Here is a 24,541-nt window from a genome sequence, read left to right as displayed (position 1 = left end):
GTACGCGCCTCCTGTACGAGCATGTCAGGGAGAGCCCGTGACCTCAGCCCCGCCGCTCGCCGACCGCCTCGACGGACTGCTGTTCTTCCCCGTGACCGCGTACGGCCCCGACGGCGCTCTGAACCTGCCCGCCTTCCGTGCCCATGTACGCGCCGGTGTCGACGCGGGCGCGGCCGCCGTCTTCGCCTGCTGCGGTACGGGCGAGTTCCACGCGCTGACCCCGGAGGAGTTCCGGGACTGTGTGGCCGCCGCCGTCCAGGAGGCGGCCGGGCGGGTCCCGGTGCTGGCCGGCGCCGGGTACGGCACCGCGCTCGCCGCGCGCTACGCCCGGCTCGCCGAAGCGGCCGGCGCCGACGGGCTGCTGGCCATGCCGCCGTACCTCGTCGTCGCCGACCAGGCGGGCCTGCTGCGGCACTACACCGACCTCGCCGCCGCCACCGCGCTGCCCGTCATCGTCTACCAGCGCGACAACGCCGTCTTCACTCCGGACACCGTCGCCGCCTTCGCGCGCACCCCCGGCATCATCGGCCTCAAGGACGGCCTCGGCGACCTGGACCTGCTGCAGCGGACCATCAGTGCCGTGCGTACCGAGGCGGCGGAGGAGCAGTTTCTGTACTTCAACGGGCTGCCGACCGCCGAGCTGACCGGCCTCGCCTACCGCGGGCTCGGCGTCCGCCGGTACTCGTCGGCCGTCTTCGCCTTCGCCCCGGAGATCGCCACCGCCTTCCACCGCGCCCTCGAAGACGGCGACGACACGACGGCCGGCCGGCTGATCGACGGCTTCTACCGGCCGCTGGTCGAGCTGCGCAACCAGGGGCGGGGATACGCGGTCTCGCTGGTCAAGGCAGGGGTACGGCTGCGCGGGACGGACGTCGGGCCGGTCCGGCCGCCGCTCGGCGAACCGGCGCCGGAACATGTCGAGGCACTGGCCGCGCTGATCGAACAGGGCTTGGCGCTGGTCGGCGCTACGGGCGGCCGGTGATGCGCGCCGCCGCGTTCCTGTATCCGTGGGACGTGGCCGGCGATCCGGGCGCCGCCCGCCGCGTCGCGGACCTCGGCGTCCAGCAGGCCACGCTGGCCGCCGCCTATCACTCCACCCGGGCGCTGACCCCGCGCCACCCCCGCCACCGCGTCGTGACCGCCCGGCACGCGGCCGTCCTGTACCCGCCGGACACCGAACGCTGGGCGGGCCGCGCCCTGCGCCCGTACGGACAGGACTGGGTGGCAGGCCGGGACCCCTTCGGGGAGGCGGCAAGGGCGCTGGCGGACGTGGGCCTGGAGGTGCACAGCTGGGTCGTACTGGCCCACAACACGCGCCTGGGCACCGAGCACCCCGCCATCGCCGTACGCAATGCCTACGGCGACCGCTATCCGTGGGCGCCCTGCATCGCCCGGCCCGAGGTACGTGCCTACCTGCGGGACCTGGCAGCGGAGGCGGCGGTACGGCCCGGCGCGCGCGGCACCGAGCTGGAGTCCTGCGGCTGGTACGGGCTGACCCACCCGCACGCCCACGACAAGACCGGCGGCGTGCCGCTCTCCGGCGCTGCCCAGTACCTGATGTCCCTGTGCTTCTGCGAGGTCTGCGAGGCGGGGTACACGGCGCTGGGCGTGCCGGCGCGGGAGGTGCGGAACGCGGTCGTACGGGCGTTGCAGCCGGTGTGGGCGGGCGCGGAGGGCGGCGGAGACGGAGAGGGGGCCTGCGGCGAGGTGGGTGAGGGGCGGGCGGGGGAGTGGCGCGAGGTCGGGGAACTGCTCGGCGGTGAGCTGGCGGGGCTCGTACGGAGGTGGCGCGAGGATGCCGCGCGCACGCTCCAGCGGGAGGCCGTCGCGGCCGTACGGGCCGCCGCGGACGACGGATTCCGCGTGCTGCTGCACGCCGACCCGGCCGGGCACCGCTGCGGCGCGAACGCGGGCGTCGACCCGGTGGACGTCCTCGCGCACGCCGACGGGGTGGTGGTGCCGTGCACGGGTGACGACGCGGCCCGTACGGACGCGCTGGTGCCGTTCGCGGAGGCACGGACCCATGCGGCCACGTCCCCGGACACGCCCGCCACCCCCGTCGTCGCCGCCAACCTCACCGTCGTCACCGCCATGGGCGGCCGCCCCGGCGCCCTCGCCGCCGACGCCGCGCACGCCGCGGCCCTCGGCGCCGACGAGCTGCGGCTCTATCACGCGGGTCTGGCGGGCGACGGGGATCTGGCGGCCGTGCGGCGTGGACTGGCGGCTGTACGGAAGCGGTAGGAAACGCTGGCGGCCGTACGGGAACGCCTGCGGGCGGCGGCCGTGCGGAGGCGGTGCCCGCCGTCCGTCGTCCGCCGTCGGCAGGGGGCGAAGAGCCCCGTGCCGCCCTGTCAAGACCGCCCCGCCCGTTCCGCTCCGTCCGTACCGCACGGTGATCTACTACAACGCGTTCCGTTTCGCGGCCGTGCTCCTCGCCGTACGGCCAGGGCCGCGCGCCGGAGACGTCAGCGTGTTCGCCGCCGCTCACACCCGCGAGTGCACCGCGCGCACGACGGCGGACACGACCACGAGCAGACCTGGAAGGAACGTCATGACACAGCGCATCCTCGACCTCGACCGGGAGGAACTGGCTTCGCTGCGGGGCCGGGAGCTGACCGAGGCGGTCGCCGCCGCCGAGGGCCGCACGATGATCGCCGAGGTCTTCGCCGAGCGCGCGGCGCTCTCCCCGCACCCCGACGGCCGCGCGGGCGTGCACAACATCGAGCTGGTCTCCGCCTTCGGCGCGGACATCGTCGTCCTCAACCTCATCGAGCGGGCCTGGGACGGGGAGTATCTGCGGCTGCCCGGACTGGGCACCTTCACCAGTTTCGCCGACCTCGCCTCGTACGTGGGCCGTCCGATCGGCGTCAACCTCGAACCGGGCGACGTGCCGGAGATCCGCAGGGCCGGGCCCGAGCAGGCCCGCCGGCTGGTCGACATGGGCGCCGCCCTGCTCTGTCTGACCGCCAACCCCGGCACCGGCGGCAGTTTCGACGGCCTGGCCAGGGTCACCGACGAACTGCGCCGGGGGCTCGGCGACGACGTGGCGCTGTGGTCCGGCAAGATGCACCACGCGGGGCACCCCGAGCGGGTGACCGCCGGACGGCTGACCGCGCTGGTGGACGCGGGCGCCGATGGCGTCGTCCTGCCGCTGCCCGGCACCCTGCCCGGCCTCACCAAGGAGCGGGCCGCCGAGGCGGTCGCCGCCGTGCAGGACGCGGGCGCGGTGGTGATGGGGGCGATCGGTACGAGCCAGGAGGGCGCGCACGCCGACATCGTGCCCCAACTGGCGCTGACCGCCAAGGAGATCGGGGTGGACGCGCACCACTTCGGGGACGCGTTCCTGCCGGGCATGTGCGATCCGGAACTGCTCTACGCCTACTCTGTCGCGGTCCGCGGACGGCGGCACACCTGGAACCGGATGGCGCTCAACGGGCGCGGCAACCGCATCCCCGGCTGAGGCCGGGAAGAAGGAAGAGGGGCAGGCTCGGGGCCTGGACCTGGGCCTGGTCCGGGGGCACGGCGCCGGGGGTCAGCCGTCGCTCGCGCGCGGGGCGGGTTCGCGTTTCGTACCGGTCAGGTGGCCGAAGACCACCACGTTGCCCAGGTATTCCTGCCGGGCCTTGCTGAAGCCGCCGCCGCAGGTGATCAGCCGTAGTTCGGGCCGGGAAGCAGGCGCGTAGACCTTCTTGTCGGGGAAGTCCTCGCCGTCGTAGACCTCGACGGCGTCGACGGAGAAGACCGCGGTCCGGCCGTCCGCGCGGACGACCTCCACCTTGTGGTTCTTCTTCAGGGAGCCGAGGTTGTAGAAGACCCCGGGCCCGGAGCGGTTGTCGACGTGGCCCGCGATCAGTGAAGTGCCGGTGGTGCCGGGCGTGTTGCCGTCCGCGTACCAGCCGGCGAGGTTCTTGTCCTCCTGCGGCGGGGTCGCCAGGCCGCCGCTCTCGTCGAGACCGAGGCGCATCAGCGGCGCGTCCACGCCGACCGACGGGATACGCACCCGCAGCGGCCGGGAGGCCGGCATCGGCGGAGGCGGCGGGGCGGGGGCCGCGGACGGCCAGGGGTGCTGTGGGCCCGCGGCGAACCCCTGGTCGGCGGAGGGCTGCGGCGGTGGCGCCTGGGCCTGCGCGCCGTGGCCTATCAGCCAGATGCCGGTGCCCATCGCGCCCGCGGTGAGCAGGGCTATGAGCCCTTGGTCGCCGCGGCGGCGGGGGGTGTGTCCCATGGCTGTCGTGCCTCCGGGTGTGCTGCGGACCGTCGGGCCGCCGGATCGATCGCGTCCGGGTGCCGGGCGCGGCCCCCGGCCTCCCGGAATGCGGCAGACGGGTCCGGGAGGCGGGGACGCGGTCCGGCGGCCGGGCGGTGCCGGTGCCGGGCGGCGCTTCCGGGTGCGGAAGGGCCGGGCCCGCGGAAGGGTCAGGCCGAGTCGTCCGCGCGGCGGCGGCGCACCATCCACACGCCACCGGCGGCGGCCGCCAGCAGGACGCCCGCACCGGCGACGATCTCCGTGGTGCTGGAGCTCTCACTGGTGGTACCCAGGCCGGTCTTCGTCCTGCCGTGCGGGGTGGTGCCGGAGGAGACCCGCACCGTGCCGGAGATCTCCGTCCCGTTGGCGCACTTGCCGCCGATGCCGTAGTTGCCCGGCTTGGTACTGGCCGGCACCCGCAGGGAGCCCTGCACGTTTTCGGTGTGCGTCTGGTTCTTCGACGACAGCGTGATCCGGCCGGCGCCCAGGGTGCTGGCGTCGACGGTGGCCGAGCCGTCCTTGCCGCAGGCGCTGCTGTTGAGGTTGACCGAGTTGCCGGCCTTGACCGGGTTGGGCGTCACCTCGATGCTGCCGGTGGCCGCGAAGGCCGCGGAGGTGGACAGGCCGAGGGCGGCGACGGACAGCGCCGCACCGGTGAGAACGCGAGTGGAACGCATGGGACGAACCTCCACGAGGCACGGACCGCGGCACACCACAGCACCGCAAAGGAAGTTGGGGGAATTCCGCGCCTCCTGCAATCGAGGTAAGCGGCCGGGCACGCCGGGAGCCTGTTGACGCGATGTCAGAACTCCCGTGCACCGTCGGCGTGTCGCGCATGATCGGTTATGTTTCGGCAGGTCAGGGGCTAGGTGGTCGTGACGTTCGGTGACGTTGCGGATTGGGATGAACGGGTGACGGATATTTCGCGCGGAATGTGGTAGTGGCGCTGCGTAATCGGGTGTTACGGAGGGTGCCCGAGGGGTGGCCCGGGGGCGGTCGGGGGGGGCGGGGGCCAGGGGACCGGGGATGCGGCGGCGGGATCACCCCGGCCGGACGAACCCGCTCTCGTACGCCGCGATCACCGCCTGGGTCCGGTCCCGCACGCCCAGCTTGGCCAGCACCCCCGCGACATGCGTCTTGACCGTCGCCGGGCCGACCGTCAGCCGGTCCGCGATCTCCGCGTTCGTCAGGCCCTTGGTCATCAGCCGCAGCACGTCCGCCTCACGGTCGGACAGGCGCGCCCGCAGGGCCCGCGCCGACTCGCGCGCGGCGCGCGCCCCCGCGTACCGGGCGGCCAGCTCCCGTACCGCCGCCGGGAACAGCAGCGAATCGCTGCGTGCCACCATCCGCACCGCCTGCACCAGGTCTTCCACGCCGGCCCGCTTCAGCAGGAAGCCGCTGGCGCCGGCGCGCAGCGCGTCGTACACGTACGCGTCGTTCTCGAAGGTCGTCACCACGATGATCCGCGGCGGTTCCGCCATGGCCGTCAGCACCTGTTCGGTCGCGCGGATGCCGTCGATCTCCGGCATCCGTACGTCCATCAGCACGATGTCCGGGCGCAGTTCGCGGATCAGCGGCACCGCCTCGGCGCCGGTGGCCGCCTCGCCGACGACCTCCATGTCCGGCTCGGCGCCGAGGATCGCGCGCAGCGCCGTACGGACCATCCGCTCGTCGTCCGCGAGGACGATGCGCAGCGGGGGAGCGGCGGTGCCGGTACGGGCGTCCGCGCGCTCCCCGTTCGCGCGCTCCTCGTCCGCGCGGCCCTCGTCCGTGCCGCTCACCGCGATGCCCCCAGGGGGAGCCGTACGGTCAGCCGCCACACGCCGTCGCGGCCCCCGGCCCGGGCCTGGCCGCCCAGCAGACGGGCGCGTTCGGTGATGCCGGGCAGGCCGCGACCGCCGCCCGGGCGGGGTGTGGCCGCGGCCGTCTCGCTCGGCGTGGCCGCGTCGTCTCTCTGCATGGGGTTCTCCACCGTGATCCTCAGCTCGTCGGCGTCCAGGGCGATCCGCAGCCGGACCGGTACGGTACCGGCGTGCCGCAGCGCGTTGCTGAGACCTTCCTGCACGATCCGGTACGCCTCCCGCGAGACCAGCGTCGGCAGCCGCCCGCATCCGTCGTCGACGTTCGCGTCGATCCGCAGCCCGGCGGCGCGGGTGCGGTCCAGCAGCGCGCCCAGGGCGCCCAGTTCCGGTGCGGGTGCGTCGGCCCGGCCGTCCCCGTCCTCCCGCAAGAGCCCCAGTACGGTGTCGAGTTCGGCGACCGCGCCGCGGGTGGTCTCCTCGATGGCGAGCAGCGCCTGCCGCGCGAACTCGGGGTCGGCGTCGAGCACCCGGCGGGCCGCGCCCGCCTGGAGGGTGACCGCGCTGAGCGCGTGCCCCACGGAGTCGTGCAGTTCGCGGGCGAGCCGGTTGCGGGAGGCGAGGTCGGCGGCGCGCCGTTCGGCGGCGGCCAGGCGGTCGGCGGGGGTACGGCCGAGCAGTACGGGCGCCAGGCGGGCCAGCAGCCGGCCGCCCGCCCACGTGGTGCCCGCCACCAGGACGAGCAGGCCGAGCCCGGTCAGCGGGCCGAGCAGACCGCCGGCCAGGTCGGGCCAGCCCAGTTCCTGGTGCCGCAGCGGGTCCGTGACCGGCAGCAGGAGCAGCATCACGGCGGCGGGCGGCGCCGCCAGTGTCATACCGCTGACGATTCCGCCGGCGGCCAGGTGCGCCACGAACCACAGGGCCGTACGCCGCCGGGCGGCCCACGAGTCGGCGGGCTCCTCGGCCAGTTCCGCCGTCACGTCGGCGGGCAGGCCGCACAGCGACCGCGCCGCCGTCGCCTCCAGCGTGCGCAGCAGCGGGAAGAGCAGCGCGCCCAGGGCGGCGAGCGGCAGCGCGAAGGCGAACGCGGCGAACTGCCAGGGGAAGTCGCTGAAGGGGTTCACCTCGTCGAAGGTGAGCGGGACGACGAGCGCCGCCAGCAGGAAGAAAGGGGTCAGCAGGGCGCCGCCGAGGACGAGATGCACCCAGCGGCCGAGGAACAGCCGCGCCCCGCTCGTTCGTGACGCGCCGGGCGTCGCGCCGGGCGTCGCGCCGGGCTTCGGGACGGCCTTCAAGGTGATCTTCAAAGGCGTCGCGTAGCCAGCGTCAGCCGGTCCCGCGCGTCGAACAGCGCGTCCTTGATCAACTGCTCGTGCCCCGGGGTCAGCCGGGCCACCGGCACCGAGCAGCTCACCGCGTCCCGCGCCGGGGTGCGGTACGGGACCGCCACGCCGAAGCAGCGCAGTCCGAGCGTGTTCTCCTCGCGGTCCACGGCGTACCCCTGCTCACGCACCAGGCGCAGCTCCTCGATGAGCTGCTCGCGGTCGGTGACGGTGTGCTCGGTGAGGGCGTCGAGCTTCTCCGGGAGGAGCACCCGTACCTGGTCGTCGGTGTACGTGGCGAGCAGCGCCTTGCCCAGGGACGTGGAGTGGGCGGGCAGCCGGCGACCGACGCGGGTGAAGGGGCGCAGGTAGTGCTGGGACTGGCGGGTGGCGAGGTAGACGACGTTGGTGCCGTCCAGCCGGGCCAGGTGGATGGTCTCGGTGGTGTCGTCGGCGAGCCGGTCCAGAGTGGGGCGGGCGGCGGCCACCACCTCGTCGCCGTCGATGTAGGAGGTGCCGACCAGCAGGGCGCGCACGCCGATGCCGTACCGGGTGCCGGTGGCGTCGGTCTCCACCCAGCCGAGGTCGACGAGGGTGCGCAGCAGCATGTAGAGGCTGGACTTCGGGTAGCCGACGGCCTCCTGGACGGCGGCGAGGCTGTGCATACCGGGGCGGCCCGCGAAGTACTCCAGCAACTCCACCGTGCGCACCGCGGACTTGACCTGCGCTCCGGTGGTCTCGGCAGCGGCCATCGGCCTTGACCCCTCAGTTCGGACAGCCATAGAGTCCCAGCGGACGTCACATTCACCACCTGGGACGGCGTTCAGCATAGCGAACGGCGTCCTGGACGCGACAAGAGTTCGCCGGGAGGAATGCGCGGTGGCAGCAGCACCAGTCTGGAGTGTCGACCCCCGTACCGGGAAGCGGCGCGAGCAGGTTGCGGTGGAGGCCACAGCGGCCGAGGTCGACGCCGCCGTACGGGCCGCGCACGACGCCCGGGGCGCGCTCGCCGACCGCCGTGTCCGGGCCACCCTGCTGCGCCGCGCCGCCGACCTGCTGGACGGGGCCGAGGAACGGATCGTCGGGGCCGCCGACGCGGAGACCGCACTCGGCCCGGGGCGGCTGACCGGCGAACTCGGCCGTACGACGTACCAGTTGCGCGCGTTCGCCGACGTCGTCGAGGAGGGTGCATTCCTCGACGTGCTGATCGACCACGCCGACCCCGCGCTCACCCCGCCCCGCCCCGACCTGCGCCGCTACAAGATCCCGCTCGGCGTCGTCGCGGTCTACGCGGCCGGCAACTTCCCACTCGCCTTCTCCGTGCCCGGCGGCGACACCGCCAGCGCCCTCGCCGCCGGCTGCCCGGTCGTCGTCAAGGCCCACCCCGACCACCCGGCCACCTCCGAACTGAGCGCCGCCCTGCTGCGCCGCGCCGCGGCCGAAACCGGCCTGCCCGCGGGCGTGATCGGCCTGGTGCACGGCTTCGAAGCGGGCATCGAGCTGGTCCGGCACCCGCTCGTCGCCGCCGCGGGCTTCACCGGCTCGGTACGCGGCGGACGCGCCCTGTACGACGCGGCCGCCGCCCGCCCGCACCCGATCCCCTTCCACGGCGAACTCGGCAGCCTCAACCCGGTCGTGGTCACCGAGGCCGCCGCCGACGAGCGCGCCGAACAGATCGGCACCGGCCTGGCCGGTTCGATGACCCTCGGCACCGGCCAGTTCTGCGTCAAGCCCGGACTGGTCCTCGCGCCGCACGGCCCGGCCGGCGACCGCCTGGAGCGCTCCCTCGCGGAGGCCGTCAGCACCACCGAGGCCGGCGTGCTCCTGGACCACCGGATGCGCGACGCCTTCATCGACGGCGTACGGGAACGGGCCGCGCTGCCGGACGTGCAGGCGCCCGTGACGCCCGGTGCGGGCGGCGAGCACACCGTCAGCGCGGGCTTCCTCACCGTCCCCGCGGCCCGGCTCGCCGATGACGGCGGCACCCACGACCTGCTCCTGGAGGAGTGCTTCGGGCCGGTCACCGTCCTCGCGCGCTACGCCGACGAGGCCGAGATCGGCGCCGTACTGGCCCGGCTGCCCGGCAACCTCACCGCGACGCTCCAGCTGGGGGCGGCGGAGTGCGCGGGGGAGGACGCGGGGGCCGGCGCGTCCGGCGGTAGCGGGGCCGAGGTGAGGACCGGTGCATCCGGCGGCGGCGGTACGGGGGCCGAGGCGGTCACGGGCGGTACGGGGGCCGACGCGGGGACCGGTGCGTCCGGCGGCGGTGCAGGGGCCGAGGCGTCCCCGGGCGGTACGGGAACCGCCGCGTCCCCGTCCCCGCGCGGTACGGGGCGTGGCGCGCGCCTGCTGGCCGCGCTCACCCCGCTGGCCGGCCGGCTGCTCGTCAACGGCTGGCCGACCGGCGTCGCCGTGGCCCCCGCCCAGCACCACGGCGGCCCCTACCCGGCCGCCACCTCCACCGCCACCTCCGTCGGCGGCACGGCGGTCGAACGGTGGCTGCGGCCGGTCGTCCACCAGGACACCCCGCCCGCCCTGCTCCCGCCGGAGCTGCGCGAGGACAACCCGCTGAACCTGCCCCGCCGAGTCGACGGCCGCCCCGAAAGGTGACATACGCGCACATGCCCCACGCCCCGGAAGCGCCCGACGCGGCCGCCGCCCCCGCCACCCTCGTCCGCGACGCCACGGCCGCCGACCTCGACGTCATAGTGGACCTGCACCAGCGCGCCCGCGCGACGTACTACCGCGGCCGCGTGCCCGACGCGCAACTGGACGACCCGGCCGAGCGTGAGCGCTGGCGCGAAGGCTGGGCGCACGGCCTCGCCCGTACGGACGCCACCGTGCTGTGCGCGGAACGGGACGGCGCGGTCGTCGGCGTCGCCTCCTACCGCCGCGAGGACGGCGCGCCCGCCGACACCGTCAAACTCTTCCAGCTCCACGTGGACCCGGACCGCTGGCGCGACGGCATCGGCTCCGCCCTGCACCGCGCCTGCGTCGCGGGCTGGCGGGCGGCGGGCGTCACCACCGCCCGCCTGGACGTGTACTGGCACAACCGGCGGGCCCGCGCCTTCTACACCCGGCACGGCTGGCAGCCGGACGCGTCCCGCCACCCCGCACCGGACGCCACCCACCTCGACCTCGTACTGCCGCTCAGCCCCGCCGCCGTCCGATGATCTGAAGCCGCTCGGCGGTGCGCCCGTCCAGCGTCGGCACCGGGTCCGTGCGCTCGGCCTCCACCGTGAAGCCGTGCGCCCGGACCAGCCCGCGCAGCCGGTCCGGCTCGTGGTGCCGGAACACCCCGCCGTCGGGCGTCCCGAACACCCCGTACGCCCCGAACCGCTCCGCGTACTCCTCGTACCGCGCCACGTCCCACCGGTCGCGCTGCAACGGCATGTCGCTGACGTACAGCACGCCGCCCGGCCGCACCAGCCGGCCCAGCTCCGCGACGATCTCCCCCTGCTCCCCGGAACCGGGCACGCACGTCAGCACCGCGAACAGCAGCGCGGCCCCGAAACTCCCGTCCCCGAACGGCAGCGGCAGCCCCGGACAGTGCTCGATCCGCACCTCCGGATGCTCCCGCCCGCCGCGCTCCACCAGCGCCCGCGACACATCCACCCCGCACACGTCCCCGTACCCGGCCGCCACCAGCTCGGCGGTCAGCCGCCCGTACCCGCAGCCGTAGTCCAGCACCGGCACATCACGCGGCACGTACGCGTCCAGCAGCTCCCGGTCCAGCGGATGGGTGAACGTCTTGGCGGCCCCGGCACGCTCCCAGAAGCCCAGCACTTCTCGCGGCATCTCCATGGGCGGAAGCTACTCCGGAAACGGCGGACGGGCTCCCGGTCTCACGGCCCGAAGTTCTGGCGGGCTCCGGGCTTCGAGAAGGTGTTGACGGGCTCGTCCGTGTGCTTCCGGCACTTCGTGTGTCCGGTCTCCATCGCGTGCGCTCGAATCCACGTGTGCACCTGCACAGGGGAGCCCCAAGTGCTGGAACGGACACCGCACTGCTTGCCGCCGGTTTCGGTCACGCATTCGGCGACGTGCTCCCGAATGCCGGTGATGTGAATTTCCATGCGCGTGGGCGTGGGGGCGGGGGTTGTCATGGTCAGACCTTCGGGTTGCGGGTTTTCGAGGGCAGCGGCACTGTCTTCGCCGGTACGCACATGGAGCACGCCTGCGTGTCCGTGGGAGCGCATGAGGCGGGAGAAGTGCTCCCGGCCGGGGCTGGTCATGTGGAATTCACCGTTCCTGGAAGTTCGTCGGCAGACGGTCAGCGAGTGGCCGACTGCTTACAAGTGCCGTTCCGGGCGTAGGCTCCATAGAGCTGGAGGGTTTCCAAAGCAGTTGGAAAAACAGGGAGTTGCACACGTGAGCGAAAGGTCCCCCGCGTCGCAGTCCGAACCGCGCAACGGCCTTGAGTGGTTCGGGCGAGAGCTGGAGGAAGCCCTTCGCCATCGCGGCGCCACGCAGCAGGAGCTGGCGGACGCGACAGGCTACAAAGCGCCGTACGTGACGAAGGTGAAGCAGGGAAAAGCTCTTGCCAGCCTGCATTTCGCCGAAGGCTGCGACCGGTTTTTCGACACCTCCGGATACTTCGCTCGTATGCGTACCCGGATCTCGCAGCATGGGCATCCTGAGTGGTTCGTGCCGTACCTACTTCTGGAGGAAAAGGCAGCGCAAGTTCTCGACTTCTCGCCGTACCTGGTCATGGGGGTTCTGCAGACCTTCGCCTACGCCGAAGCGCTGTACCGTGCGGCGAACCCGCGCTACTCGGACGACGTGATCAAGGAGAAGGTCACCTGGAGGCTCCAGCGCCGGACATCTTGGAGCGCCCCGACCCGCCGCTGCTGTGGGTGGTGCTGGACGAGTCGTGTTTGCGTCGGGAGGTTGGCGGCCGTCCCGTGATGTGTGGGCAGATGGAGCATCTGTTGCAGGTGTCGGAGACGCCCGACGTCACTGTCCAAGTACTGCCGTTCGACTCCGGGGCGCCTCCGGCAGCAGAGCCGTTTACGCTGCTGACGTTCGACGACGGCTCGGCACCGGTGCTCTACTCGGAAGCTCAGGGACTGGGACGCGTCATCGATTCGGCGTCCGTGGTGGCCACGAGTGTGAGCAGGTACGAACGGCTGCGCGCGGACGCGCTGTCCCCTGAAAAATCACTCCGCACACTGCGCGAAGCGATCAAGGAGTACGCGTGATGAAGATAGCGAAGCCCACCCGTTGGGTGAAGAGCACTTACAGCAGTGGGGACGGCGGCCAGTGCATCGAGTGGGCGCCGGAGCACGCGGTGGTTACGGGTGAGTACCTGGTCCGGGACAGCAAGTCTCCGGACGGCCCTCACCTGACGCTCACCGGCGATGCTTTCGCCGGGCTCGTTCAGTTCGCTCGGTGGGCCACCGTCTGACCTCGGCCGACCGGACAGTGAGCCTCGCCGCCTTCGCGATGGGGGCGGCGGGGCTCCGCAGCGCTTAGGCGTCCCACCGTGCGGCACTGCGCGAAGCGATGAAGGAGTACGCGTGATGAAGAGGGCGAAGCCCATCCGCTGGGTGAAGAGCAGCTACAGCGGCGGCGAAGGCGGCCAGTGCATCGAGTGGGCGCCGGAGCACGCCGCGATCACGGGTGAGTACCTGGTCCAGGACAGCAAGTTCCCAGACGGCCCCCACCTGACGCTCACTGGCGACGCCTTCGCCGGGCTCGTCCAGTTCGCCCGGCAGACCACCGCCTGACCTCGGCCGACCGGCCCGCGAGCCCTGTCGTCCCCGCCACGGGGGCGGCGGGGCTCCGTCATGCCCCGGCGTCCGTACCGCCTGTGACGCCGCACACCCGCACACGTCACCGCGCCGGGGAATAGCCGCCGCCTCCGCAAGGTTGTCCGCGACTGTCCCCTTTCGTACCGATCATCTGAGGAAACACCTGACATGCGCGTCGAGATCTGGGCGGACATCGCCTGTCCCTGGTGCTACATCGGCAAGGCCCGCTTCGAGAAGGGCCTGGCCGGGTTCGCGCACCGGGGTGAGGTGGAGATCGTCCACCGGTCCTTCGAGCTCGACCCGGAGGCGGCGCCGGCGGCGGACACGCCGGTGCTGGAGATGCTCGCGCAGAAGTACGGGGTGTCGCGGGAGCAGGCCGAGGCCATGGAGGCGCGGGTGGCCGAGGCGGCGGCGGGGGAAGGGCTCGGGTACCGGTCCGACCGGATGCACGGGAACACCTTTGACCTGCACCGGCTGCTGCACCTGGCCAAGGAGCGGGGCGTGCAGGACGCGCTGCTCGGCGCGCTGTACCGGGCCAATTTCGCGGAGGCGCGGGCGCTGGGGAACGGGGAGGTACTGACCGAGGTGGCGGTGGCCGCCGGGTTGGACGAGGAAGAGGTGCGCCGGGTGCTGGCGGACCGGGACGCCTACGCGGAGGCGGTGCGGGCCGACGAGCGGGAGGCGGCGGAGCTGGGGGCGCGGAGCGTGCCGTTCTTCGTCATCGACCGGCGGTACGGGATCTCCGGCGGGCAGCCCGCGGAGGTGTTCCGGCAGGCGCTGGAGCGGGCGTGGGAAGAGGGCGGTGCGTCCGCGCCGGGCGACGAGGGGGCCACTCCGAAGGACGAGGCGGCCGCGCCGGGGTGCGAAGGGGATGTGTGCCGACCCGGTACGGGGAGCTGAGCCCGGCGGACTCCAGCGGAGCGGTAAGGCGCTGAGCTGCGCGAATAAGGCGCGCTTGGCGCCGCGCAAACGGAATACGCGATGGACGCCGGACGGCCGGACGGCCACAGTGGTGGCATGCAGCGCATCGAGCCACTCGGTGGGGACGAATTCGCGCCCCTGACAACGTTTCTGAACACCGCGTCCAGCGGCCTGCTCCCGGCCCGTTCGGCCGCCGCCCTGCGTGCGGCCGTCGAGGAGTCCGTCTCCTACGGGACCATGGGCCAGGACTACTTCGGACCGGCGGACGCCTCCCGGGCCGCCTTCGCCCGGCTGCTGCACACACCGCCGGAACGGGTCGCGATCGGCGGGGCGGTCGCGGTGCACGTCGCGCTGATCGCCGGGTCGCTCCCGAACGGGGCCGAAGTGCTGGTACCGGAAGGGGAGTTCAGTTCGCTGGTCAACCCGTTCGCGGCGCGGGCCGGGATCAAGCTCCGTACCGCGCCGCTCGCCGAGCTGGCCGACGCCGTGCGGCCCGGTACGGCGCTCGTCGCCTTCAGCGCCGTCCAGGCGCTGGACGGGCGGATCGCCGACATGGCGGCGGTACGGGCCGCCGCCGCAGCCCATGGAGCGCGCACCCTTCTGGACGTCACGCAGGCCGCGGGCTGGCTGCCGCTGCGGGGCAGTGACTTCGACTACGTGGTGTGCGGGGCGTTCAAGTGGCTGCTGTGTCCGCGCGGCGCCTCCTTCCTGGTGTGCGGAGACGACGGGCTGGAAGCGCTGCACGCCGGGTGGGTGGCCGCCGCGGACCCGTACGAGTCCAACTACGGGCCGATCCGGGAACCGGCGGCCGGAGCGCGCCGCTACGACGAACCGCACGCCCACTACTCGTACGTGGGCGCCGCGCAGTCCCTCGCCCTGCTGAACGAGATCGGCGTCGAGACCGTGTACGCGCACAACAACGCGCTCGCCGACCGGTACCGCGAGGGGATCGCGGCGCTCGGCCACACCCCGCTGCCCGCGCCCGGCTCGGCGATCGTGTCCGTGCCGGGACTCGCGGACGCGGCGGACCGGCTGGCGGCGGCGGGCGTACGGGTCGCCGTGCGCGCGGGCAGCCTCCGGGCCGCTTTCCACCTCTACAACTCGTCGGACGATGTGGACCGGGTGCTGGAGGTGGTGGGGGAGGGGCAGCGGTAGGCGAACGGCGGTAGGAGGACGGCGGCAGCAGGAAGCTTTCCTCGCTGCCGCCCGCCGTCAGCCCCTTCCGCTGAATGCCGGCCCCCGGAACGTCAGACCTCTCCGCGCACCATCCGGATCAGACGGTCCAGCACCGCGCCGCCGCCGGCGCTCAGCCCGTCGTGCTCCCACTCGTTGGTCACCCAGGTCCGCAGTCCGCGGATCTCCCGCGCGGTCTCCAGGGAGTGGGCGGTGTCGACGTACATGTCATCGGCGTAGACGGCGGCCACGGCCGGGACCTCGTTGGCCGCTAGGCGGTCGGCGTCGTACAGATCGGGCCAGTCGGCGCGCTCGGCCAGTGCTTGTGCCGTCTCCTTGAGGGGGCGCAGTGACGGGTCGGTGTCGAAGAGCCAGGGGTGGACCGTTTCCCCGGTGAAGTGAACGGGCCGCCCGCCGTCCAGCGCCGCGTCGACGTCGAACTCGGGGAACTCGGCGCGGACGCGCTCGGCGGCCCAGCCGGTGCTGCCGGACTTCACCGACCGCTGGGCGTAGATCGCTTCGTGCAGGACGGCGAACAGCGGGGCGGCGGTGAAGGAGAGGTGGCGCTGCGCGGCCTCCAGGAAGGAATCCGCCAGTTCGGGCCCGGAGGGGCCGGTCACCCACGCGTCCTCGATCAGGTAGTGCAGGACGTACGAGCCGGTACCGGTCCCCAGCATCCGGCCCAGCCCCTGGAACGCCTCCGCCGTCAGATGCCCGCCGCCGGGCAGCCGGGCCGGGCGTTCCCGCAGGCGCGCGGCGATACGGCGGACGCGCTCGATGTCCTGCGGGTATCGCGCGTAGTGCGCGGCGTTCCTTCGGGCCACCCTCGGGTACGCGGCCCGGTAGACGTCCTCCGCGGTGGCCCGCAGCCCCGGCAGACCACCCGTGATCATGACCTCGCGCAGGCCCTCGGGCGCGTACGAGAGATAGGTCGTGGCGCAGAAGCCGCCGAAACTCTGCCCCAGGACGCTCCACCGCGCACCGGGACCGGCCAGTTCGCGGCGGAACAGCTCGGCGTCCCGCACGATCGCGTCGGCGCGGAAACGCGCCAGATAATTGGCCTGTTCCCGCGGGCCTCCGCGCAGCGGCAGGGTCTGCCGGTTGGCCGGCGTGGAACGGCCGGTGCCCCGCTGGTCCAACAGCAGCACCCGGTAGTGGTCCAGCGCGCTCGCCAGCCAGGAGTTCCGGCCCGGCGGGCGCGGTGCCGCGTAGCCGGGGCCGCCCTGGAGGTAGACGAGCCAGGGCAGTTCCTCGTGCTCCCGGCCGGGCGCCACGGCTTCGCGCCCGTACACCGTCAGCCGCTCGCCGTCCGGCTCGGCGTGGTCCAGCGGCACGTCCAGGAAGTGGTCGGTCAGTACGACACCGGGCAGCCGGTCGGTCCTCATGTGCGCTCCTTGGTCTGCTTCGGCCCCGCACCCCTTCGGAGCCCCCCGGATCGTGCGGCACCCACCGGGCGCCGCGCAATTCGGCCGGACGGACGGCTACCGCGGAGGAGGGCGAAAGGCTAGGAATGTCACCACACACTCACGAGGTGGTGCCGGTGGACGGGACAACCAGGTACCCGCCGCGCGACCGGGAGCTGCACCGGCGGCTGGTGTACGGGGACGAAACCGCGCTGGGCGAGGCGTACGACGCCTACAGCGCGCTGGTCAGGGCGGTGGCCCGGCGGGTGACCGGCAGTACGGCGGTCGCCGGCGAGGTGACACAGCGCGTCTTCATCGAGCTGTGGACGTGCCCGTACGCATTTGAACCCGGCCACGGTTCGCTGCGCGCCTGGCTGAGCATCCGCGGCCACCACGGCGCGGTGGCCCGGGTGCGGGAGGCGGAGGCGGAGCGCGCTGCGTGCGGTCCGGAAGGGGAGGAAGGGGAGGACGAGGCGCCCGAGACCGTCGAGGAGGCGCGGGTGTCGCTGCACACCGCCCTCACCGAACTGCCCCTGCCGGAACGGGAGGCGCTGCACCTGGCATGCTTCGCCGGGCGTACGTACCGGCAGGTCGCGGTGGAACTGGGCATCGCGGAGACGGCGGCCACCGCCCGGCTGCGGAACGCCCTGAGCGGTCTGGCCGACCGGCTCGCCGGGCCGTCGTCCGGCCCCGGCAGCCCGGCCGACGAGGCGCGGGACGAGTGCTGAATGCCGGGCGCCGGCCGCGGGCAGCAAGGGAAGCGACAGGCGGGCGCGCGGCCCGGCCGGGCGGCGGAACAGCGAGAAGGGGCATGCGATGGGCGCGGGAGGCAGGAACGGCCGGGGTGGCACGGGCGGTCCGGGAGGTACGGACGGTCCCGGAGGTACGGACGGTCCGGGCGGCGTGGGTGGTTCGGATGGTTCGGCTGGGATGGGCGGTTCGGGTGGGAGCGGAGGGCCGGAGGGGCCCGGGAACCCCGCCGGTCCGGACGGCCTCGGTGAGCCCGGCGGCGCGGACGGCTCGTCCGCGGCGCACGAGGAGGTCAGCGCGCTGCTCGCGGCGTGGGCGCTCGGCGCCGACATGCCGGGCGACGACGCGCGGATCCGCGACCACCTGCGCGACTGTGCCCCCTGCGCGGCCGAAGCACGGCGGCTGCGGGAGACCGCACGCCTGCTGGACGAACCGGCGCCCGGCGGGAGGGGCCGCGGAGCCGGGCGCAAGGCGAACGCGGGCCTGGCGCGCGGGCGGCTGATGGCCGCGGCCCGTGCCGCGCGCCCCGGCCAGGTCACGCCGGCCGCGCACGCTGCTCCGTACGCGGGTGCGGTGGCCTGCCTGGACGCGCTGCTGCGGGAGCTGGACCACGCCCCGGCCCGTTGGGGCACCCCGGTCGTGCACGACTGGGACGTCCAGGGCACCGTCGCCCACCTGGTCGCGGCCGACGAAGTGCTGGCCGAACGGCTGGGCCTGGCGCCGGTGACGGAGGCGGGCACGGGCTTGGGAGCGGTGCCCGGGACGCGGCCGCCGGAGGGGTACGGGCCGGAGGGGTACAGGCCGGAGGGGTACGGACCGGACACCGGCACGGACCCGGACGCCCCGGCCGCGGGGCGGACGCCCGGCGCGCGTGCCCCCTGGGAGCTGCGCTGGGCGGCCCGTACGCACGAGGTGGTGACGTACGAGCACACCCGGCCGCCCGCCGAGACCCGGGAGGCGTGGCGGACCCAGGCACACGGGCTGCTCGCGCTGCCCGAGGCGGGCGACGAGCAACTGGCCGCCGCGGCCACGACGCTGATGGGACTGCGGCTGCCGGTCGCCGACCACTACGTGATCCGCGCGTTCGAGACCTGGGTGCACACCCGGGACATCGGGCGGGCGCTGGGCCGTACCGTCCCGCCGCCGCTGCCGGTGCACCTCCAGCGCTTCCTGGGGCTGACGGTACGCATCCTGGACCTGGCGCTGGGCCCGGACGCGCGGCCGGTGCTGCTGTCGGTGGAGGGCGAGGCGGGCGGTGACTGGGTGCTCGGCTCGGACGCCGAGCCGATCGCCGCCGAACTGGTCCTGGAGGCCACCGACTTCCTGCTGCTCGTCGGCGGCCGGCAGGAGCCGGACGAGATCGCGCGCGGCCAGGCGGGCGACGCGGCCGCCTCGCAGCGGCTGCTGGAGACGGCCACGTCGCTGGCCTGGCTCTGAGGGCGCGGGCGCGGGTAGGGCCCCGGTCGCCCGACCGGGGCCCTACCCGCACTCCGACGCCGTGCCGTGGTGCCCCGCCGGCGCCGTACGGCGCGGACGTTACTTCACCGGGGTGAAGTCACGTGCGCCGATGTACTCCGGGCGCGGGACCGGCGCCGCGAAGGGCTCCACCGCGGTGTTCTCCACGCTGTTGAACACGATGAAGACGTTGCTGCGCGGGTACGGCGTGATGTTGTCGCCGGAACCGTGCATGCAGTTGCAGTCGAACCAGGTGGCCGAACCGGCCTTGCCGGTGAACAGCTTGATGCCGTGCGCGTCGGCCAGCTTGGTCAGCGCCTCGTCCGAGGGCGTGCCGGCGTCCTGCATCTGCAGCGACTTCTTGTAGTTGTCCCGCGGCGTCGCACCGGCGCACCCGAGGAAGTGCCGGTGCGAACCCGGCATGATCATCAGGCCGCCGTTGGTGTCGTGGTTCTCCGTCAGGGCGATCGAGACCGACACGGTCCGCATGTTCGGCAGGCCGTCCTCGGCGTGCCAGGTCTCGAAGTCGGAGTGCCAGTAGAAGCCGGAGGCGCCGAAGCCCGGCTTGACGTTGATCCGCGACTGGTGGACGTACACGTCCGAGCCGAGGATCTGCCGGGCGCGTCCCACCACGCGCGGGTCGGAGACCAGCTTGGCGAACACCTCACTGATCTTGTGCACCTCGAAGACGGACCGGATCTCCTGGGACTTCGGCTCGACGATCGAGCGGTCGTCCGCCCGCATCTCCGGGTCGTTGACCAGCCGGTCCAGTTCGGCGCGGTACACCGCGACTTCATCCGCCGTCAGGAGTTCCTCCATGGCGAAGAAACCGTCGCGTTCGAAGTCGCTCAGCTCGGACGGCTGGAAAGGCCCCTCCGTGCCGGGCTGCGACCACACCACCGGGTCCTGCCGCGGGGTCATCACCTCGGTGGTCCCCCGGGTCGGGTACAGGTCGGCGGTGCGCTCGGGTGCGGTGGTCATGGTGTTGCCTTCCTCTCCTCTCGTACGTGCTTTCCTTCTCGCGCCTTGCTCAACTGCCGGACGGGGCAGGGGGTGCGCCGAATGCCGGCCGGGTTACGCCGACGGCTCGGGCTCGGGCTCGGGCTCGGTGAGCAGCGGGTACACGCCGTTCTCGTCGTGGTCCTCGCGGCCCGTCACCGGCGGGTTGAAGACACACACGCAGCGGAAGTCCTCCTTGATGCGCATGGTGTGCTTCTCGTGCCCGTCGAGCAGGTACATGGTGCCCGGGGTGATGGTGTGCTTCTCACCGGTCTCGTCGTTGGTGAGCTCGGCCTCGCCCTCCACGCACAGCACGGCCTCGATGTGGTTGGCGTACCACATCGACGTCTCGGTGCCGGCGTACAGCGTGGTCTCGTGCAGCGAGAAGCCGACGCGCTCCTTGGCGAGCACGATGCGCTTGCTCTCCCACGTGCCCGACTTGGCCTTGACGTGGCGGTCGGTGCCTTCGATGTCCTTGAAGGATCGGACGATCACGGTGTTCTCGTACCTTTCTGTGGTGCGGACAAGGAGTGGTGCGGTTCCGGGGTGCGCTCAGGCGCAGTCGCGGACCGCGCGGGCGAGGATGCGCAGACCCTCGTCCAGCTCCTCGGGGGTGGTCGTCAGCGCCGGCAGCAGCTTGACGACCTCACTCTCCGGGCCGGAGGTCTCGATGAGCAGACCCAGCTCGAAGGCGCGCTTGGCGATCTTGTTGGCGAGCGGCTTGTCGGAGCACTCCAGGCCCCAGACCATGCCGCGGCCGCGGTACTCGGCGATGGAGGCGGGGTGCTCCTCGACGATGGCGCGCAGGTGCGACTCGATGATCTCGCCGCGGGCCAGCGTCTGCTTCTCCATCTGGCCGTCGGCCCAGTACGTGTCCAGGGCCGCCGCGGCGGTGACGAAGGCCGGGTTGTTGCCGCGGAAGGTGCCGTTGTGCTCGCCCGGCTCCCACACGTCCAGCTCCGGCTTGAACAGGGTGAGGGCCAGCGGCAGGCCGTAGCCGCTGATGGACTTCGAGACGGTGACGATGTCCGGCACGATGCCCGCCTCCTCGAAGGAGAAGAACGCGCCGGTGCGGCCGCAGCCCATCTGGATGTCGTCGACGATCAGCAGCATGTCGCGGCGCTTGCACAGCTCGGACAGGGCCCGCAGCCAGTCGGCGCGGGCGACGTTGATGCCGCCCTCGCCCTGCACCGTCTCGACGATCACGGCGGCCGGGGTGTTCAGGCCGGAACCGCTGTCCTCCAGCAGCCGCTCGAACCAGAGGAAGTCCGGGTAGGTGCCGTCGAGGTAGTTGTCGAACGGCATGGGGGTGCCGTGCACGAGCGGGATGCCGGCACCGGCCCGCTTGAAGGCGTTGCCGGTCACCGCGAGGGCGCCCAGCGACATGCCGTGGAAGGCGTTGGTGAAGGAGACGATCGACTCGCGCCCCTTGACCTTGCGGGCCAGCTTGAGCGCGGCCTCCACGGAGTTGGCACCCGTCGGGCCGGGGAACATGACCTTGTAGGGCAGGTCGCGCGGGCGCAGGATGGTGTTCTGGAAGGTCTCCAGGAACGCACGCTTGGCCGTGGTGGACATGTCCAGGCCGTGGGTGACGCCGTCGCGCTCGATGTAGTCGATCAGGGCGCGTTTGAGTACGGGGTTGTTGTGCCCGTAGTTGAGCGACCCGGCGCCGGCGAAGAAGTCGAGGTAGGTGTGGCCGTCCTCGTCGTACATGTGGCTGCCCTGCGCGCGGTCGAAGACCGTGGGCCATCCGCGGCAGTAGCTGCGCACCTCGGACTCCACGGTCTCGAAGACGCTCAGGTCGGGCTGGGTGATGGTCACAGCATGCTCCTGGGAGATGAGTGGCGTGAGCGGGGAGAAGTCTGGGGGGGCTGCGAAAGAGGCGGTCAGGGGCGGTGCTCGGCAGGGGGACCGAGCGGGCCGATGCGGTGGAGCACCTCGGCGTCGTGCCCCTGCTCCGGGAAGAGCCCGGCGTCGAGGAGGACTTCGCGGGCCAGCGGCGCCCCGTGGCGCTCGGCGAACGAGGCGAAGAGACGGTTGGACGCCGCGTTGTCCTCGGTGATCGTGGTCTCGATGCGACACACGCCCTGTTCCGCGGTGGCGCGGGCGACCAGGCCGTCCAGGAGGGCGGCGGCCAGTCCGCGACCGCGGTGCGCCTCGTCGACGGCGACTTGCCAGACGAAGAGCGTGTCCGGGGACTCGGGGCGGAGGTAGCCGGTGATGAAGGCGGCCGGCTCGCCCTCGCCGTCGCGGGCGACGGCGGAGGTGGCGGCGAAGTCGCGACACCACAGCAGGTAGCTGTAGGAGGAGTTCAGGTCCAGTGCCTTGGAGTCGCGGGCGATGCGCCAGATCGCGGCTCCGTCCTCCACGCGCGGTGTGTCGAGCTTGAAACCCTCCGGCATTTCTCTGATATCGCTTCGGGCACCTGCATGGTCTGCTTGTGCGGCGGTCATGCGAATTCAATTTACCCAGGGAAAAAGGAAAATGCATCGCGAGGAGGGGTTACGTGGGGAGGTGGTCATGTGTTATCGCGCGGGGGCGCACGAGCGCGCGAAACGACTGCACGATGTACGGGTTTGCCCGGAAAATAGGGGGTGAAGCGGACAGGGTGTGGGGTCGGTCACAGCTCCGTAACGTCCTGGTGACCCGACGGAATTACCTGCTCCGGCACTAGCGAAATCTTGGCGTTTGAGCTGCGAAAAAGCGGGCAGAAGAATACGGGAAGCTGCGCGCTGGAGAATTGGAAATTCGCCGGTAAAAGGTGTACCGCAAGAAAAGCCCGGGCGTCCACAGTGTTTCTGTGGAAGGAGTCGCCGTACGGGGCTGCGGTGCTCCGCGCCCGGTGGCCCGGACCCCGTGCCGCCCGCCGTGCCGCGCGTCATACAGTGCGGCCATGAGCGAGAGCGTGGTGCTGCACATCAAGGGCAGGGTCCTGACCGGGCCGGACGACGTGCGCGACGAACTCTGGGTCGTCGACGGCCGGGTGACCTACGAACGCCCGACGGGCGCGCGGGAGGTGACGACCGTTCAGGGCTGGGCGCTGCCCGGCCTGGTCGACGCCCACTGCCACGTCGGACTGGACGCCCACGGGCCGGTGGACGAGGCGACCAGCGAGAAGCAGGCGCTGACCGAGCGGGAGGCGGGCACCCTGCTGCTCAGGGACGCCGGCTCGCCGTCCGACACCCGCTGGATCGACGACCGCGAGGACCTGCCGCGGATCATCAGGGCGGGCCGCCACATCGCCCGCACCCGCCGCTACATCCGCAACTACGCCCACGAGATCGAGCCCGAGGACCTGGCCGCGTACGTCGCGCGGGAGGCCCGGCGCGGCGACGGCTGGGTCAAACTGGTCGGCGACTGGATCGACCGCGAGACCGGCGACCTGTCGGCCTGCTGGCCGCGCGGCGCCGTCGAGGCCGCCATCGCCGAGGCGCACCGGCTCGGCGCCCGGGTGACGGCCCACTGTTTCGCGGAGGAGACCCTCGCCCCGCTGGTCGAGGCGGGCATCGACTGCATCGAACACGCCACCGGCCTCACCGAGGAGACCATTCCGCTGTTCGCCGAGCGCGGCGTCGCGATCGTCCCCACCCTCGTGAACATCGCGACGTTCCCGGCGCTGGCGGCCGGTGGTGAGAAGAAGTTCCCCGCCTGGGCGAGCCACATGAGGAGCCTGCACGAGCGGCGCTACGACACCGTACGCGCGGCGTACGACGCCGGGGTGCCCATCTTCGCCGGCACCGACGCGGGCGGCTCGCTCGCACACGGCCTCATCGCGCAGGAAGTCGCCGAACTGACCAAGGCCGGCATCCCCGCGGTGGACGCGCTCGCGGCGACGACGTGGGGCGCGCGGCGGTGGCTGGGGCGGCCGGGCCTGGAGGAGGGCGCTCCGGCGGACCTCGTCGTCTACGACGGGGATCCGCGCGCGGACGTACGGGTGCTGGCGGCGCCGCGGCGGGTGGTGTTGCGGGGGCGGGTGGTGGGGTGACCCGCTTGCGGGTCGGTTTTCCGATTCAGGCAGCCGGTCGGCCGCGGTGCCTGGCCCGTCGTCGGGCGCCGAAACTCCGCCGTACCGCGGGTGGCTCGACGGTGGTGCGGGCCCGGGCCCTCCAGACTTCGTCCTCCGGTCCCGCGCCCTCCTGTACGTGTTCGGCTTTCGCGGTGTGGGTGGGGGGACGTCTGCCCCTACCGGCCGTTGGTCGCTGTACGGCGGGAGGGGGCGGGCCGTAGGACGGAGTCTGGAGGACCGCTCCCGTGTCCGGGCTGCGGCGGCGCCACCCGGTACGGTCTGCCAGTCGGCTACGGAGTCCGGCCCGCCGTCGGGCGCCGAAACCCTGCCCCGACTGCGGGCGGCTCGACGGTGGTGCGGGCCCGGGCCCTCCAGACTTCGTCCTCCGGTCCCGCGCCCTCCCGTACGCGTTCGGCTATCGCGGCGAGGGTGGGGGGGGGACGTCTGCCCCCACCGGCCGTTGGTCGCTGTACGGCGGGGAGGGGGCGGGCCGTAGGACGGAGTCTGGAGGACCGCTCCCGTGACCGGACCGAAGAGAGCGCCACCCGCCACAGGCAGCCAGTCGGCCCCGGAGTCCGGCCCGTCGTCGGGCGCCGAAACTCCGCCGGACTGCGGGCAGCTCGATGGTCGTGCGGGCCCGGGCCCTCCAGACTTCGTCCTCCGGTCCCGCACCCTCCTGTACGTGTTCGGCTTTCGCGGTGTGGGTGGGGGGACGTC

The 24,541-nt window shown here is 73.0% G+C and carries 24 protein-coding genes and 1 pseudogene; 13 read left to right on the top strand and 12 right to left on the bottom strand.

What is annotated here, in order from left to right; genetic code table 11:
* The first annotated feature begins 37 nt into the window (after window positions 1-37).
* The 3 genes from ACZ4QV_RS28390 to ACZ4QV_RS28380 all read left to right on the top strand — a co-directional run bounded on the left by ACZ4QV_RS28390 (window position 38) and on the right by ACZ4QV_RS28380 (window position 3,460).
* Window positions 38-982 (top strand): 5-dehydro-4-deoxyglucarate dehydratase, encoded by a 945-nt coding sequence (locus ACZ4QV_RS28390; RefSeq protein ID WP_361142404.1) that lies wholly within the window; start codon window positions 38-40, stop codon window positions 980-982.
* The gene (locus ACZ4QV_RS28385; protein WP_361588452.1) at window positions 982-2,241 is read left to right on the top strand and encodes a glycoside hydrolase family protein; all 1,260 of its coding nucleotides are present in this window, start codon (window positions 982-984) and stop codon (window positions 2,239-2,241) included. Before ACZ4QV_RS28390 ends, ACZ4QV_RS28385 begins: the two co-directional genes overlap by 1 nt.
* Window positions 2,242-2,551: 310 nt before the next feature.
* On the top strand, window positions 2,552-3,460 hold the full coding sequence (locus ACZ4QV_RS28380; RefSeq protein ID WP_361142402.1) for a DUF7916 family protein: 909 nt from the start codon (window positions 2,552-2,554) through the stop codon (window positions 3,458-3,460).
* A 72-nt stretch (window positions 3,461-3,532) separates the two neighbouring features.
* On the opposite strand, the gene ACZ4QV_RS28375 is transcribed toward ACZ4QV_RS28380, so the two are convergent.
* The 5 genes from ACZ4QV_RS28375 to ACZ4QV_RS28355 form a co-directional block, all read right to left on the bottom strand.
* The gene (locus ACZ4QV_RS28375) at window positions 3,533-4,225 is read right to left on the bottom strand and encodes a class F sortase (protein WP_361637166.1); all 693 of its coding nucleotides are present in this window, start codon (window positions 4,223-4,225) and stop codon (window positions 3,533-3,535) included.
* A gap of 191 nt (window positions 4,226-4,416) precedes the next feature.
* A complete protein-coding gene (locus tag ACZ4QV_RS28370; RefSeq protein WP_361142397.1) occupies window positions 4,417-4,923 on the bottom strand; it encodes a hypothetical protein in 507 nt (168 codons plus the stop codon).
* Window positions 4,924-5,286: 363 nt separating this feature from the next.
* The gene (locus ACZ4QV_RS28365; RefSeq protein WP_467763586.1) at window positions 5,287-5,910 is read right to left on the bottom strand and encodes a response regulator transcription factor; all 624 of its coding nucleotides are present in this window, start codon (window positions 5,908-5,910) and stop codon (window positions 5,287-5,289) included.
* Between the two features lie 113 nt (window positions 5,911-6,023).
* On the bottom strand, window positions 6,024-7,268 hold the full coding sequence (locus ACZ4QV_RS28360) for a sensor histidine kinase (RefSeq protein ID WP_361145093.1): 1,245 nt from the start codon (window positions 7,266-7,268) through the stop codon (window positions 6,024-6,026).
* Between the two features lie 80 nt (window positions 7,269-7,348).
* Complete coding sequence (locus ACZ4QV_RS28355; protein ID WP_361588397.1) at window positions 7,349-8,119, bottom strand: IclR family transcriptional regulator; 771 nt, start codon at window positions 8,117-8,119, stop codon at window positions 7,349-7,351.
* Between the two features lie 127 nt (window positions 8,120-8,246).
* On the opposite strand from ACZ4QV_RS28355, the gene ACZ4QV_RS28350 reads away from it, so the two are divergent.
* Entirely contained in the window at window positions 8,247-9,977 is a 1,731-nt protein-coding gene (locus tag ACZ4QV_RS28350; RefSeq protein WP_467763568.1) for an aldehyde dehydrogenase (NADP(+)), read from the top strand.
* Between the two features lie 11 nt (window positions 9,978-9,988).
* Window positions 9,989-10,540: a GNAT family N-acetyltransferase gene (locus tag ACZ4QV_RS28345; protein WP_361637160.1), complete on the top strand. Its 552-nt coding sequence runs from the start codon at window positions 9,989-9,991 to the stop codon at window positions 10,538-10,540.
* On the opposite strand, the gene ACZ4QV_RS28340 is transcribed toward ACZ4QV_RS28345, so the two are convergent.
* Complete coding sequence (locus tag ACZ4QV_RS28340) at window positions 10,518-11,171, bottom strand: class I SAM-dependent methyltransferase (RefSeq protein ID WP_361637157.1); 654 nt, start codon at window positions 11,169-11,171, stop codon at window positions 10,518-10,520. The two genes, ACZ4QV_RS28345 and ACZ4QV_RS28340, sit on opposite strands and share 23 nt — an antisense overlap.
* Window positions 11,172-11,212: 41 nt before the next feature.
* Entirely contained in the window at window positions 11,213-11,599 is a 387-nt protein-coding gene (locus tag ACZ4QV_RS28335; RefSeq protein WP_361637154.1) for a hypothetical protein, read from the bottom strand.
* On the opposite strand from ACZ4QV_RS28335, the pseudogene ACZ4QV_RS28330 reads away from it, so the two are divergent.
* The 5 genes and pseudogenes from ACZ4QV_RS28330 (at window position 11,562) to ACZ4QV_RS28310 (ending at window position 15,193) form a co-directional block, all read left to right on the top strand.
* A pseudogene (locus ACZ4QV_RS28330) lies at window positions 11,562-12,565 on the top strand (helix-turn-helix domain-containing protein). The gene ACZ4QV_RS28335 and the pseudogene ACZ4QV_RS28330 sit on opposite strands and share 38 nt — an antisense overlap.
* Window positions 12,565-12,771 (top strand): DUF397 domain-containing protein, encoded by a 207-nt coding sequence (locus ACZ4QV_RS28325; protein WP_467763567.1) that lies wholly within the window; start codon window positions 12,565-12,567, stop codon window positions 12,769-12,771. Before ACZ4QV_RS28330 ends, ACZ4QV_RS28325 begins: the two are co-directional and overlap by 1 nt.
* 115 nt (window positions 12,772-12,886) lie before the next feature.
* The gene (locus ACZ4QV_RS28320) at window positions 12,887-13,093 is read left to right on the top strand and encodes a DUF397 domain-containing protein (protein WP_467763566.1); all 207 of its coding nucleotides are present in this window, start codon (window positions 12,887-12,889) and stop codon (window positions 13,091-13,093) included.
* A 192-nt stretch (window positions 13,094-13,285) separates the two neighbouring features.
* The gene (locus ACZ4QV_RS28315) at window positions 13,286-14,017 is read left to right on the top strand and encodes a DsbA family oxidoreductase (protein WP_361142378.1); all 732 of its coding nucleotides are present in this window, start codon (window positions 13,286-13,288) and stop codon (window positions 14,015-14,017) included.
* Between the two features lie 117 nt (window positions 14,018-14,134).
* Window positions 14,135-15,193: an aminotransferase class V-fold PLP-dependent enzyme gene (locus tag ACZ4QV_RS28310; RefSeq protein ID WP_361588381.1), complete on the top strand. Its 1,059-nt coding sequence runs from the start codon at window positions 14,135-14,137 to the stop codon at window positions 15,191-15,193.
* A 92-nt stretch (window positions 15,194-15,285) separates the two neighbouring features.
* Here ACZ4QV_RS28310 and ACZ4QV_RS28305 read toward each other — a convergent pair whose 3' ends face one another.
* Window positions 15,286-16,596 (bottom strand): alpha/beta fold hydrolase, encoded by a 1,311-nt coding sequence (locus ACZ4QV_RS28305; protein WP_467763565.1) that lies wholly within the window; start codon window positions 16,594-16,596, stop codon window positions 15,286-15,288.
* A gap of 155 nt (window positions 16,597-16,751) precedes the next feature.
* Here ACZ4QV_RS28305 and ACZ4QV_RS28300 point away from each other — a divergent pair, with 155 nt between their 5' ends.
* Together ACZ4QV_RS28300 and ACZ4QV_RS28295 are read left to right on the top strand one after the other, a co-directional pair.
* Entirely contained in the window at window positions 16,752-17,342 is a 591-nt protein-coding gene (locus tag ACZ4QV_RS28300; protein ID WP_361588377.1) for an RNA polymerase sigma factor, read from the top strand.
* Window positions 17,343-17,544: 202 nt separating this feature from the next.
* Window positions 17,545-18,801, top strand: coding sequence for a maleylpyruvate isomerase mycothiol-dependent enzyme family protein (locus tag ACZ4QV_RS28295; RefSeq protein ID WP_467763564.1), 1,257 nt, complete (start codon window positions 17,545-17,547; stop codon window positions 18,799-18,801).
* A gap of 99 nt (window positions 18,802-18,900) precedes the next feature.
* On the opposite strand, the gene thpD is transcribed toward ACZ4QV_RS28295, so the two are convergent.
* The 4 genes from thpD to ectA form a co-directional block, all read right to left on the bottom strand.
* Window positions 18,901-19,800, bottom strand: coding sequence for an ectoine hydroxylase (gene thpD, locus ACZ4QV_RS28290; protein WP_361142364.1), 900 nt, complete (start codon window positions 19,798-19,800; stop codon window positions 18,901-18,903).
* A gap of 93 nt (window positions 19,801-19,893) precedes the next feature.
* Window positions 19,894-20,313 (bottom strand): ectoine synthase, encoded by a 420-nt coding sequence (locus ACZ4QV_RS28285; RefSeq protein ID WP_467763563.1) that lies wholly within the window; start codon window positions 20,311-20,313, stop codon window positions 19,894-19,896.
* Between the two features lie 57 nt (window positions 20,314-20,370).
* A complete protein-coding gene (gene ectB, locus ACZ4QV_RS28280; protein ID WP_361142358.1) occupies window positions 20,371-21,639 on the bottom strand; it encodes a diaminobutyrate--2-oxoglutarate transaminase in 1,269 nt (422 codons plus the stop codon).
* Window positions 21,640-21,704: 65 nt separating this feature from the next.
* Window positions 21,705-22,220 (bottom strand): diaminobutyrate acetyltransferase, encoded by a 516-nt coding sequence (ectA, locus tag ACZ4QV_RS28275; RefSeq protein WP_361142355.1) that lies wholly within the window; start codon window positions 22,218-22,220, stop codon window positions 21,705-21,707.
* A gap of 491 nt (window positions 22,221-22,711) precedes the next feature.
* On the opposite strand from ectA, the gene ACZ4QV_RS28270 reads away from it, so the two are divergent.
* On the top strand, window positions 22,712-23,803 hold the full coding sequence (locus tag ACZ4QV_RS28270) for an amidohydrolase family protein (RefSeq protein WP_361637134.1): 1,092 nt from the start codon (window positions 22,712-22,714) through the stop codon (window positions 23,801-23,803).
* The last annotated feature ends 738 nt before the right edge of the window (window positions 23,804-24,541 follow it).

The sequence above is a fragment of the Streptomyces sp. NPDC026394 genome, assembly GCF_055567735.1.
Note: the sequence above shows the minus strand (reverse complement) of the source record. Positions and strands in the feature narration are given on the sequence as shown.